Origin of the sequence: Citrobacter sp. Cpo148 (assembly GCF_030332375.1) — a bacterium.
Lineage (GTDB): Bacteria > Pseudomonadota > Gammaproteobacteria > Enterobacterales > Enterobacteriaceae > Citrobacter > Citrobacter portucalensis.
The window spans coordinates 316,853-329,154 of record NZ_JAOWHY010000040.1; the positions used below are offsets into that span (position 1 = coordinate 316,853).

Genomic DNA, 12,302 nt, shown 5'->3' on the forward strand with positions numbered 1-12,302 from the left:
CATCGCCATCAGGCAAAACATTATTCGCCGTGTGTGATGATCGCCGGGATGGTGTCATCCTTGCGTAACGTCAGAATTTCACAGCCGTTTTCCGTCACTACAATAGTATGCTCGTACTGTGCAGACAAGCTCCGGTCTTTGGTTTTCACCGTCCAGCCGTCTTTCATGGTGCGGATGCGGTAATCACCGGCATTCAGCATCGGTTCTATGGTGAACGTCATGCCCGGCTGCAGTACCACACCACCGTCGTCTGCATCGTAGTGCAGAACCTGTGGCTCTTCATGGAAGCCGCGACCGATACCGTGACCGCAGTATTCACGAACAACAGAGAAACCTTCGCCTTCCGCATATTTCTGAATTGCAGCGCCCAGCGTGCGCAGGCGAATTCCCGGTTTTACCATTCGCAGCGCCAGATACAGGCTTTCCTGTGTGACGCGGCACAGACGCTCGCCCAGAATAGTAGGTTTGCCGACGATAAACATCTTGGAGGTATCGCCGTGGTACTCGTCTTTAATCACGGTTACGTCGATGTTGACGATGTCGCCGTCTTTCAGAAGTTTAGCGTCGTCCGGGATCCCGTGGCACACGACTTCATTAATAGAGATACATACGGATTTCGGATAGCCGTGATAGCCCAGGCAGGCGGAAATAGCCTGTTGCTCATTCACGATATAGTCATTACAGATGCGATCCAGCTCGCCGGTGCTGACGCCCGGTTTAACAAACGGTTCGATCATTTCCAGTACATCAGCGGCCAGGCGGCCAGCGACGCGCATTTTTTCGATTTCTTCAGGGGTCTTGATTGAGATAGCCATGAATTCTGTCCATCAGTGTCGATTATTTCGACAATAATTGTGTAAGTGCTGTCAATGGTATCAGTCTGGGGTGTACCCTGCCAAATTGAGAATCATTCTGAACTTCGCCTTTCGTGCCACAGATGCGTTGGCTACATTTTTTCACCCCAGTCACTTACTGGTTGTAAGCTCCCGGGGATTCAAAAATTTGCCGCCTTCCTGTAACACGAAATTCATCGTTCATTCAGCACAGACCGCCAACAATTATTGGTGTCGGTGGCGTATTTGTGGTATAAAGCGCGCCGGACTTCCGATCCATTCGAAGACTACACACGATGGACGGGAGCGACAAATCTCACTTTGTGTAACAACACACACGTATCGGCACATATTCCGGGGTGCCCTTTGGGGTCGGTAATATGGGATGCGTGGAGGCTTAACCCCAACTTTTATATATAGAGGTTTTAATCATGGCAACTGTTTCCATGCGCGACATGCTCAAGGCTGGTGTTCACTTCGGTCACCAGACCCGTTACTGGAACCCGAAAATGAAGCCGTTCATCTTCGGTGCGCGTAACAAAGTTCACATCATCAACCTTGAGAAAACTGTACCGATGTTCAACGAAGCTCTGGCTGAACTGAACAAGATCTCTGCTCGTAAAGGTAAAATCCTTTTCGTTGGTACTAAACGCGCTGCAAGCGAAGCGGTGAAAGAAGCTGCTAACAGCTGCGACCAGTTCTTCGTGAACCATCGCTGGCTGGGCGGTATGCTGACTAACTGGAAAACCGTTCGTCAGTCCATCAAACGTCTGAAAGATCTGGAAACTCAGTCTCAGGACGGTACTTTCGAAAAGCTGACCAAGAAAGAAGCGCTGATGCGTACTCGTGAGCTTGAGAAACTGGAAAACAGCCTGGGCGGTATCAAAGACATGGGCGGTCTGCCGGACGCTCTGTTCGTAATCGATGCTGACCACGAGCACATTGCTATCAAAGAAGCAAACAACCTGGGTATCCCAGTATTTGCTATCGTTGATACCAACTCTGATCCGGACGGTGTTGACTTCGTTATCCCGGGTAACGACGACGCAATCCGTGCTGTGACCCTGTACCTGGGCGCTGTAGCTACTACCGTTCGTGAAGGCCGTTCTCAGGATCTGGCTTCCCAGGCGGAAGAAAGCTTCGTAGAAGCTGAATAATAAGGCACGCTCGTTAGAGCGACCCCTTATATATCCAAGATAATTCGAGTTGCAGGAAGGCGTTGACGCAACGAATCCCCCGGAGCTTACATAAGTAAGTGACTGGGGTGAGTTGGGGTGAGTAAGGAAAACAACGCACCTGCAGCTGGAAGAATGACGGATATAGGCCAGGTAGTATCACGTTTGGTTAGGGGGCCTGTATATGGCCCCCTTTTTCACTTTTAAATCTGTGCGGTTTCATGCCGGGCAGATCAAATCTTCCGAGGATTTTAGAATGGCTGAAATTACCGCATCCCTGGTAAAAGAGCTGCGTGAGCGTACTGGCGCAGGCATGATGGATTGCAAAAAAGCACTGACTGAAGCTAATGGCGACATCGAGCTGGCAATCGAAAACATGCGTAAGTCCGGTGCAATCAAAGCGGCGAAAAAAGCAGGCAACGTTGCTGCTGACGGCGTAATCAAAACCAAAATCGACGGCAACATCGCTTTCATTCTGGAAGTTAACTGCCAGACTGACTTCGTTGCTAAAGATGCTGGTTTCCAGGCATTTGCTGACAAAGTACTGGACGCTGCCGTTGCTGGCAAAATCACTGACGTTGAAGTTCTGAAAGCACAGTTCGAAGAAGAACGTGTTGCTCTGGTTGCTAAAATCGGTGAGAACATCAACATCCGTCGCGTTGCTTCCCAGGAAGGCGAAGTTCTGGGTAACTACCAGCACGGTGCTCGTATCGGTGTTCTGGTTGCTGCAACTGGCGCTGACGAAGAACTGGTTAAACAGCTGGCAATGCACGTTGCTGCAAGCAAACCAGAATTCGTTAAACCGGAAGACGTTTCCGCTGAAGTGGTAGAAAAAGAATACCAGGTTCAGCTGGACATCGCTATGCAGTCTGGCAAGCCGAAAGAAATCGCAGAGAAAATGGTTGAAGGCCGCATGAAGAAATTCACCGGCGAAGTTTCTCTGACCGGTCAGCCTTTCGTCATGGAACCGAGCAAATCTGTTGGTCAGCTGCTGAAAGAGCATAACGCTGACGTAACTGGTTTCATCCGCTTTGAAGTGGGTGAAGGCATCGAGAAAGTTGAGACTGACTTTGCAGCAGAAGTTGCTGCGATGTCCAAGCAGTCTTAATTTTTAAAGGAGCCGCCTGAGGGCGGCTTCTTTTTGTGTCTGGCTTGTAAATTCAGCGAACCGCTATAGTGGTCATGCTGAAAAGCGACATACAATGTCGCCGGAATTAACTCATCTCATTCGTTGACAGTCTCAGGAAAGAAACATGGCTACCAATGCAAAACCCGTCTACAAACGTATTCTGCTTAAGTTAAGTGGCGAAGCTCTGCAAGGTTCAGAAGGCTTCGGTATTGATGCAAGCATCCTCGACCGCATGGCTCAGGAAATCAAAGAGCTGGTTGAGCTGGGTATTCAGGTTGGCGTAGTGATTGGTGGTGGTAACCTGTTCCGTGGCGCTGGTCTGGCGAAAGCGGGGATGAACCGCGTTGTGGGCGACCACATGGGCATGTTAGCCACCGTAATGAACGGTCTGGCGATGCGCGATGCGCTTCACCGCGCCTATGTGAACGCTCGCTTGATGTCCGCAATTCCTCTGAACGGCGTGTGTGATAACTACAGCTGGGCCGAAGCTATCAGCCTGCTGCGTAACAACCGCGTTGTTATTTTGTCTGCGGGTACCGGCAATCCGTTCTTCACCACCGATTCTGCAGCCTGCCTGCGCGGTATTGAAATTGAAGCGGATGTGGTTCTGAAAGCCACCAAAGTCGATGGCGTATTTACTGCCGACCCGGCTAAAGATCCAACGGCGACTATGTACGAACAGTTGACCTACACTGAAGTACTGGATAAAGAGCTGAAAGTAATGGATCTTGCCGCGTTCACGCTGGCTCGTGACCACAAATTACCGATTCGTGTCTTTAACATGAACAAACCAGGTGCACTGCGCCGTGTTGTTATGGGTGAAAAAGAAGGCACGTTAATCACGGAATAATTCCCGTTGCGGCTAAATGCAGGTAATATTCCGCTTTAATGTCGCGGGATACGTCCCTCAAAATTAATCAAGACTATACTTGTCACATCTTGCGTGGCGGGTATGGTCTGACTGAAACAAGCTTTCAAGGATTCGTAACGTGATCAACGATATCAGAAAAGATGCTGAAGTACGCATGGACAAATGCGTCGAAGCGTTCAAAAACCAAATCAGCAAAATTCGCACGGGTCGTGCTTCTCCTAGCCTGCTGGATGGTATTGTCGTGGAATATTACGGCACGCCGACTCCGCTGCGCCAGCTGGCAAGCGTAACGGTTGAAGATTCCCGTACCCTGAAAATCAACGTATTTGACCGTTCTATGGGTCCAGCCGTTGAGAAAGCAATCATGGCTTCCGACCTCGGTCTGAATCCAAGCTCTGCGGGCTCTGACATCCGCGTTCCGCTGCCGCCGCTGACTGAAGAACGTCGTAAAGATCTGACCAAGATCGTACGTGGTGAAGCTGAAGGCGCGCGTGTTGCGGTACGTAACGTACGCCGCGATGCAAACGACAAAGTGAAAGCGTTGTTGAAAGAAAAAGAGATCAGCGAAGATGACGATCGCCGTTCTCAGGACGACGTACAGAAACTGACTGACGCAGCAATCAAGAAAGTTGATGCGGCGCTGGCAGAGAAAGAAGCAGAACTGATGCAGTTCTGATTCGCCTGTACGCTAAAAACGCCGCTTAGAAGGCCTGAGAAGGCTGGATGGCGGCGTTTTGCTTTTTTCTGTCTACATACTCTAAATAATTCAAGTTGCAGGAAGGCGGTGACGCCAAAGGTCGAGTAAAGCCAACGTACATGCAACTTGAAGTATGACGAGTAAAATTCTTCTGGATGTCCGATGAAGCAATTAACCATCCTGGGATCAACCGGTTCCATTGGTTGCAGTACGCTGGATGTAGTACGCCATAACCCGGAAAAATTTCGTGTTGCTGCGTTGGTGGCGGGTAAAAATGTTGCCCGTATGGTAGAGCAATGCCTGGAGTTTGCGCCTCGCTATGCGGTAATGGATGATGAAAAAAGCGCGGCACAGGTAAAAGCTGCTCTTTTGGCACAGGGTAGCCGTACCGAGGTGATGAGCGGGCAGCAGGCTGCCTGTGATATGGCTGCGCTGGATGATGTTGATCAGGTCATGGCGGCGATTGTCGGCGCAGCGGGTTTGCTGCCGACGCTGGCGGCAATTCGTGCGAGCAAAAGCATTTTGCTGGCGAATAAAGAATCTCTGGTGACCTGCGGTCGTCTGTTTATGGACGACGTGAAACGCCACAAAGCGCAGCTTTTGCCGGTAGATAGCGAGCATAACGCGATTTTTCAGAGTTTACCGCAACCTATCCAACACAATCTGGGATACGCTGACCTTGAGCAAAACGGCGTCATGTCAGTTCTGCTTACCGGGTCTGGTGGCCCATTCCGTGAAACGCCATTGCGCGATCTGGTCTCTATGACCCCCGATCAGGCATGCCGTCATCCGAATTGGTCGATGGGACGAAAAATCTCTGTCGATTCCGCCACCATGATGAACAAAGGTCTGGAATACATTGAAGCGCGTTGGTTATTTAATGCCAGTGCAAGCCAGATGGAAGTGCTGATTCACCCGCAGTCGGTTATTCATTCGATGGTCCGTTATCAGGATGGTAGTGTTCTGGCGCAGTTGGGTGAACCTGATATGCGTACACCTATTGCCCATACGATGGCATGGCCAGAACGTGTGACGTCCGGTGTTAAGCCTGTCGACTTTTGCAAACTCAGTGCGTTGACGTTTTCCGCACCTGATTACCAGCGTTATCCGTGCCTGAAACTGGCGATGGACGCGTTTGAGCAAGGTCAGGCGGCGACGACCGCACTCAATGCCGCGAATGAAATTACCGTTGCCGCATTCCTGGCGCAGCAGATCCGATTTACCGATATTGCCGATCTCAATTTATCTGTACTGGATAAGATGGATTTGCAGGAACCGCAGAGCGTTGACGACGTGTTGAAGGTCGATGCCATCGCGCGGGAAGTCGCCAGAAAAGAAGTGATGCGACTCTCAAGCTGATGATAATCCCTCTACGGAGAATCGTGCTATTTGTTAGCGTTGGGCTTCAGTGATATAGTCTGCGCCACCCGATCGCGGGTATTTGCTTTTTTTCGGTCGGGTAAGCCGTGGTTTGACACGGCTTTTTTGTGGATAGGCTTCAGTATTCCTGAGTACCGTAAATCCTTTCAGGGACTAATAACGCGTTATGTTGTCTGCAACTAAACCATTAAGCGAAAATTTGCCAGCACATGGTTGTCGCCATGTCGCAATTATCATGGATGGCAATGGCCGCTGGGCGAAAAAGCAAGGGAAGATTCGCGCCTTTGGGCATAAGGCTGGAGCAAAATCCGTCCGCCGGGCTGTCTCTTTTGCTGCAAATAACGGTATTGATGCGTTAACGCTGTATGCCTTTAGCAGTGAGAACTGGAACCGACCTGCGCAGGAAGTGAGCGCGTTAATGGAACTGTTTGTGTGGGCACTTGATAGCGAAGTGAAAAACCTGCATCGCCATAACGTACGCCTGCGTATTATCGGGGATATCAGTCGATTTAACTCACGTTTGCAAGAACGGATTCGCAAATCAGAAGCGATTACCGCCCAGAATACCGGGTTGACGCTGAATATTGCAGCGAATTACGGTGGACGGTGGGATATTGTCCAGGGAGTCAGGCAACTGGCACAACAGGTGCAGGACGGTGTGCTGCATCCTGAGCAAATCGATGAAGAGATGCTTGGGCAGCAAATTTGTATGCATGAGCTGGCTCCTGTGGATTTAGTGATAAGGACTGGGGGAGAGCACCGAATTAGTAATTTTCTGTTGTGGCAAATTGCCTATGCCGAACTTTACTTTACCGATGTTCTCTGGCCCGATTTCGATGAACAAGACTTTGAAGGTGCGCTGCATGCCTTTGCTAATCGTGAGCGTCGTTTCGGCGGCACCGAACCCGGTGATGAAAAAGCCTGATGGGGGTCGCTTTTGCTGAAGTATCGCCTGATTTCTGCTTTTGTTTTAATACCCGTTGTCATCGCGGCGCTGTTTTTGCTGCCGCCGGTGGGGTTCGCCATTGTTACGTTGGTCGTCTGTATGTTGGCCGCCTGGGAATGGGGACAGTTAAGCGGTTTTACCACGCGTACGCAGCGAGTCTGGCTGGCGGTTTTGTGCGGGCTATTGCTGGCACTGATGCTATTTTTGCTGCCAGAGTACCATCGCGATATCCATCAACCGCTGGTTGAAGTATCGCTGTGGGCGTCGCTGGGCTGGTGGGTCGTAGCGCTGTTACTGGTATTGTTTTACCCAGGGTCTGCGTCGGTCTGGCGTAATTCCAAAACATTACGCATAATTTTCGGCGTGTTAACCATTGTCCCGTTCTTTTGGGGAATGCTGGCGTTACGTGCATGGCACTATGATGAGAATCATTATAGTGGCGCGCTATGGCTGCTGTATGTCATGATCCTCGTCTGGGGAGCGGACTCTGGTGCGTATATGTTTGGTAAACTATTTGGCAAACATAAGCTGGCGCCGAAGGTTTCTCCTGGAAAAACCTGGCAGGGTTTTTTTGGCGGACTCGCCACTGCGGCCGTAATCTCATGGGGTTATGGCATGTGGGCGAATCTTGAAGTTGCGCCTGTCACCTTGCTCATTTGCTCCATCGTTGCAGCCCTGGCCTCCGTGCTGGGTGACCTGACCGAGAGTATGTTTAAGCGTGAAGCAGGTATTAAGGACAGTGGTCACTTAATTCCAGGACACGGCGGTATTCTGGATCGTATTGATAGCCTGACGGCTGCGGTGCCGGTCTTTGCCTGCCTGTTGTTACTGGTGTTCAGGACGCTCTAACGGATGGTCTTATGCTGAGTATTCTCTGGAATTTGGCTGCATTCATCATCGCACTTGGTGTGCTTATCACCGTGCATGAATTTGGTCATTTCTGGGTTGCGCGGCGCTGCGGAGTCCGCGTCGAACGCTTTTCCATTGGCTTTGGAAAAGCGCTTTGGCGGCGTACCGATAAATCAGGTACGGAATACGTCATCGCCATGATTCCCCTCGGCGGTTACGTCAAAATGCTGGATGAGCGCGCTGAACCGGTCGCACCGGAATTGCGCCATTACGCCTTCAACAATAAAACGGTTGGACAACGTGCTGCCATTATCGCCGCGGGTCCGATTGCAAACTTCCTTTTTGCTATTTTTGCTTATTGGCTGGTGTTTATCATTGGTGTCCCTGGCGTTCGTCCGGTTGTTGGTGAAATAACACCCAACTCGATTGCTGCACAGGCGCAAATTCAGCCGGGTACGGAACTAAAAGCGGTTGATGGCATCGAAACCCCTGATTGGGATGCCGTGCGATTGCAACTGGTATCCAAAATTGGCGATGAGCATACGACCCTCAGCGTGGCGCAGTTTGGCAGTAACCAGCGACAGGACAAAACGCTGGATTTACGCCATTGGGCATTTGAGCCAGACAAAGAGGATCCTGTCTCTAGTTTGGGCATGCGTCCGCGTGGTCCGCAGATTGAACCGGTACTGTCAGAAGTGCAGGTTAATTCCGCTGCAAGTAAGGCAGGTTTGCAAGCTGGCGACAGGATCGTTAAAGTCAATGGTCAGTCGCTGACGCAATGGATGACGTTCGTGACGCTGGTGCGCGATAATCCGGATACGCCGTTAGCGCTAGATATTGAAAGACAAGGAAGTTCCTTGTCTTTAACGTTAACCCCAGATTCAAAACAGGTTAACGGTAAGGCAGAAGGGTTTGCGGGCGTGGTGCCTAAAGTTATTCCTCTGCCTGATGAGTATAAGACTGTACGCCAGTATGGGCCATTCAGCGCCATCCTCGAAGCCTCGGATAAAACGTGGCAGTTGATGAAGCTGACGGTCAGTATGCTGGGAAAATTGATTACCGGTGATGTAAAACTGAACAACCTCAGTGGGCCGATTTCTATCGCCCAGGGGGCTGGGATGTCAGCGGAGTTCGGGATTATTTATTACCTGATGTTCCTTGCGCTTATCAGCGTGAACTTAGGGATAATCAACCTGTTTCCGTTGCCCGTTCTTGACGGGGGGCATCTGCTGTTCCTGGCGATTGAAAAGCTGAAGGGCGGTCCGGTATCCGAGCGGGTTCAAGACTTTAGTTATCGCATTGGCTCTATCTTGCTGGTGTTGTTAATGGGGCTTGCACTTTTCAATGATTTCTCTCGGTTGTAAGAGAGTGTTAGGAAGAACGCATAATAACGATGGCGATGAAAAAGTTGCTCATAGCGTCGCTGCTGTTTAGCAGCGCCACCGTATACGGTGCTGAAGGGTTCGTAGTGAAGGACATTCATTTCGAAGGCCTACAGCGAGTCGCCGTTGGTGCGGCTCTCCTCAGTATGCCGGTGCGCACAGGCGACACGGTTAATGATGAAGACATCAGTAATACCATTCGTGCTCTGTTCGCCACCGGAAACTTTGAGGATGTCCGCGTCCTGCGCGATGGTGATACCCTTCTGGTTCAGGTAAAAGAACGTCCGACGATTGCCAGCATCACTTTCTCCGGTAACAAATCGGTGAAAGATGACATGCTGAAGCAAAACCTCGAGGCGTCTGGCGTGCGTGTTGGCGAGTCTCTGGATCGCACAACGCTTGCCGATATCGAAAAGGGCCTGGAAGATTTCTACTATAGCGTCGGTAAGTACAGCGCCAGTGTGAAAGCGGTGGTGACGCCGTTGCCGCGTAACCGCGTTGACCTCAAGCTGGTCTTCCAGGAAGGTGTTTCGGCGAAGATCCAACAGATCAATATCGTCGGCAACCATGCCTTCTCGACTGACGAACTTATCTCTCACTTCCAGTTGCGTGACGAAGTGCCGTGGTGGAACGTGGTGGGCGATCGTAAATACCAGAAACAGAAGCTGGCGGGCGACCTTGAAACCCTGCGTAGCTACTATCTGGATCGCGGTTATGCTCGCTTCAATATTGATTCCACTCAGGTCAGCCTGACGCCGGATAAAAAAGGCATCTACATCACCGTTAATATCACTGAAGGCGAGCAGTACAAGCTTTCTGGGGTTCAGGTGAGCGGTAACCTGGCCGGGCACTCCGCCGAAATTGAGACCCTGACGAAGATCGAGCCAGGTGAACTCTATAACGGCACCAAAGTGACCAAAATGGAAGATGACATCAAGAAGCTTCTGGGTCGCTATGGCTATGCCTATCCGCGCGTTCAGTCGCAGCCTGAAATCAACGACGCCGACAAAACCGTTAAATTACGTGTAAACGTGGATGCGGGTAACCGTTTCTATGTGCGTAAGATCCGTTTTGAAGGTAACGACACTTCTAAAGACTCCGTTCTGCGTCGCGAAATGCGTCAGATGGAAGGCGCATGGTTGGGCAGCGATCTGGTCGACCAGGGTAAAGAGCGTCTGAACCGTCTGGGTTACTTTGAAACCGTTGATACCGATACTCAGCGTGTTCCGGGCCGTCCAGATCAGGTTGATGTGGTCTACAAGGTTAAAGAGCGTAACACCGGTAGCTTTAACTTCGGCGTCGGTTACGGTACCGAGAGCGGCGTGAGTTTCCAGGCTGGCGTTCAGCAAGATAACTGGTTAGGTACCGGTTATTCTGTCGGGATTAACGGCACCAAAAACGACTACCAGACCTATACTGAGTTGTCTGTCACTAACCCGTACTTCACCGTTGATGGTGTGAGCCTTGGTGGCCGCGTCTTCTATAACGACTTTGAAGCGGATGATGCAGACCTGTCCGACTATACCAACAAAAGTTATGGTACAGACGTGACGCTGGGCTTCCCGGTCAACGAATACAACACGTTGCGTGCGGGCCTGGGTTATGTACATAACAAACTGTCCAATATGCAGCCGCAGGTTGCGATGGATCGTTATCTTGAGTCAATGGGTGAGAGCAATACCAACAGCTTTGCTGCAGATGACTTCACCTTTAACTATGGTTGGACATATAACAAGCTTGACCGTGGGTACTTCCCAACGGAAGGTACGCGCGTCAACCTGAACGGTAAAGTCACCATTCCGGGTTCAGACAACGAATACTACAAGCTGTCGATGGATACCGCGACCTATGTGCCGATCGATGACGATCATAAATGGGTCGTCCTGGGTCGTACCAAGGTAGGTTATGGAGACGGTATAGGCAGCAAAGAGTTGCCGTTCTACGAGAACTTCTATGCGGGTGGCTCCAGCACCGTGCGTGGTTTCCAGTCTAATACCATCGGTCCGAAAGCGGTCTATAAACCTGGGGCTTACGCCGGCGATACTGACAGCTACGAAGAGTGTACCAATAAAGACGGTTCGTACTGTAAATCAGACGATGCGGTCGGTGGTAACGCCATGGCCGTAGCCAGCCTGGAATTTATTACCCCGACGCCGTTTATCAGCGATAAGTATGCTAACTCGGTCCGTACCTCCTTCTTCTGGGATATGGGTACCGTTTGGGATACTAACTGGCAGGATAGCGATCAAACTCGCGCTATTGGGGTTCCAGATTACGGTGATCCGAGCAATATCCGTATGTCTGCAGGTATCGCGTTACAATGGATGTCCCCATTGGGGCCGTTGGTTTTCTCCTACGCCCAGCCGTTCAAGAAGTACGATGGAGACAAAGCGGAACAGTTCCAGTTTAACATTGGTAAAACCTGGTAACTGTTCTTCGCAAAGGAATGTAGTGGTAGTGTAGCGATGACTTTAGGCGATCTTGCATGGGATCGCCTGGCCACGCAAAGAACTGCACCTTCGGGTGCAAATGGGATGGTAAGGAGTTAATTGTGAAAAAGTGGTTATTAGCTGCAGGTCTCGGTTTAGCGATGGCAACGTCCGCACAGGCTGCTGACAAAATTGCAATCGTCAATATGGGTAGCCTGTTCCAACAGGTTGCACAGAAGACGGGTGTTTCTGCTACGCTGGAAAACGAGTTCAAAGGCCGTGCCAGCGAACTGCAGCGTATGGAATCCGATCTGCAATCTAAAATGCAGCGTCTGCAATCAATGAAAGCAGGTAGCGATCGTACCAAGCTGGAAAAAGACGTCATGGCTCAGCGCCAGACTTTCTCTCAGAAAGCTCAGGCTTTCGAGCAGGATCGTGCACGTCGTTCCAACGAAGAACGTGGCAAACTGGTTACTCGTATCCAGACAGCTGTGAAATCTGTTGCCAGCAGCCAGAGCATTGATCTGGTCGTTGACGCAAACACCGTTGCATACAACAGCAGCGATGTAAAAGACATCACCGCTGACGTACTGAAACAGGTTAAATAAGTA

The 12,302-nt window shown here is 50.7% G+C and carries 11 protein-coding genes; 10 read left to right on the plus strand and 1 reads right to left on the minus strand.

Annotated elements, in window-relative coordinates:
- Positions 1-20: 20 nt before the first annotated feature.
- On the minus strand, positions 21-815 hold the full coding sequence (gene map, locus OGY10_RS05690) for a type I methionyl aminopeptidase (RefSeq protein WP_008786263.1): 795 nt from the start codon (positions 813-815) through the stop codon (positions 21-23).
- Positions 816-1,264: 449 nt separating this feature from the next.
- Between map and rpsB the strand changes: the two genes are divergently transcribed.
- The 10 genes from rpsB (at position 1,265) to skp (ending at position 12,299) form a co-directional block, all read left to right on the plus strand.
- On the plus strand, positions 1,265-1,990 hold the full coding sequence (gene rpsB / locus OGY10_RS05695; protein WP_003018553.1) for a 30S ribosomal protein S2: 726 nt from the start codon (positions 1,265-1,267) through the stop codon (positions 1,988-1,990).
- Positions 1,991-2,264: 274 nt separating this feature from the next.
- The gene (gene tsf / locus OGY10_RS05700) at positions 2,265-3,116 is read left to right on the plus strand and encodes a translation elongation factor Ts (protein WP_286576424.1); all 852 of its coding nucleotides are present in this window, start codon (positions 2,265-2,267) and stop codon (positions 3,114-3,116) included.
- A gap of 145 nt (positions 3,117-3,261) precedes the next feature.
- The gene (pyrH, locus tag OGY10_RS05705) at positions 3,262-3,987 is read left to right on the plus strand and encodes a UMP kinase (protein WP_003018549.1); all 726 of its coding nucleotides are present in this window, start codon (positions 3,262-3,264) and stop codon (positions 3,985-3,987) included.
- A 139-nt stretch (positions 3,988-4,126) separates the two neighbouring features.
- A complete protein-coding gene (gene frr / locus OGY10_RS05710) occupies positions 4,127-4,684 on the plus strand; it encodes a ribosome recycling factor (protein ID WP_003018547.1) in 558 nt (185 codons plus the stop codon).
- A 183-nt stretch (positions 4,685-4,867) separates the two neighbouring features.
- Positions 4,868-6,064 carry a 1-deoxy-D-xylulose-5-phosphate reductoisomerase gene (ispC, locus tag OGY10_RS05715; protein WP_003829176.1) on the plus strand — a complete coding sequence of 399 codons (1,197 nt, stop codon included), beginning with the start codon at positions 4,868-4,870 and terminating at the stop codon, positions 6,062-6,064.
- A 187-nt stretch (positions 6,065-6,251) separates the two neighbouring features.
- Positions 6,252-7,010 carry a (2E,6E)-farnesyl-diphosphate-specific ditrans,polycis-undecaprenyl-diphosphate synthase gene (gene ispU, locus OGY10_RS05720; protein ID WP_008786266.1) on the plus strand — a complete coding sequence of 253 codons (759 nt, stop codon included), beginning with the start codon at positions 6,252-6,254 and terminating at the stop codon, positions 7,008-7,010.
- Between the two features lie 12 nt (positions 7,011-7,022).
- Complete coding sequence (gene cdsA, locus OGY10_RS05725) at positions 7,023-7,880, plus strand: phosphatidate cytidylyltransferase (protein WP_008786267.1); 858 nt, start codon at positions 7,023-7,025, stop codon at positions 7,878-7,880.
- 11 nt (positions 7,881-7,891) lie between these two features.
- Positions 7,892-9,244, plus strand: coding sequence for a sigma E protease regulator RseP (rseP, locus tag OGY10_RS05730; protein ID WP_003829173.1), 1,353 nt, complete (start codon positions 7,892-7,894; stop codon positions 9,242-9,244).
- 29 nt (positions 9,245-9,273) lie between these two features.
- Positions 9,274-11,691, plus strand: a complete 2,418-nt coding sequence (gene bamA, locus OGY10_RS05735) for an outer membrane protein assembly factor BamA (protein ID WP_191226405.1) — start codon at positions 9,274-9,276, stop codon at positions 11,689-11,691.
- 122 nt (positions 11,692-11,813) lie between these two features.
- Complete coding sequence (skp, locus tag OGY10_RS05740; protein WP_003018533.1) at positions 11,814-12,299, plus strand: molecular chaperone Skp; 486 nt, start codon at positions 11,814-11,816, stop codon at positions 12,297-12,299.
- Positions 12,300-12,302 lie beyond the last annotated feature (3 nt).

Bases quoted from the DNA above. Each gene is read 5' to 3' on its own strand.
- tsf (WP_286576424.1), top strand. From the start codon at position 2,265: ATGGCTGAAATTACCGCATCCCTGGTAAAAGAGCTGCGTGAGCGTACT.
- rpsB (WP_003018553.1), top strand. From the start codon at position 1,265: ATGGCAACTGTTTCCATGCGCGACATGCTCAAGGCTGGTGTTCACTTC.
- ispC (WP_003829176.1), top strand. From the start codon at position 4,868: ATGAAGCAATTAACCATCCTGGGATCAACCGGTTCCATTGGTTGCAGT.
- map (WP_008786263.1), bottom strand. From the start codon at position 815: ATGGCTATCTCAATCAAGACCCCTGAAGAAATCGAAAAAATGCGCGTC.
- pyrH (WP_003018549.1), top strand. From the start codon at position 3,262: ATGGCTACCAATGCAAAACCCGTCTACAAACGTATTCTGCTTAAGTTA.
- ispU (WP_008786266.1), top strand. From the start codon at position 6,252: ATGTTGTCTGCAACTAAACCATTAAGCGAAAATTTGCCAGCACATGGT.
- bamA (WP_191226405.1), top strand. From the start codon at position 9,274: ATGGCGATGAAAAAGTTGCTCATAGCGTCGCTGCTGTTTAGCAGCGCC.
- rseP (WP_003829173.1), top strand. From the start codon at position 7,892: ATGCTGAGTATTCTCTGGAATTTGGCTGCATTCATCATCGCACTTGGT.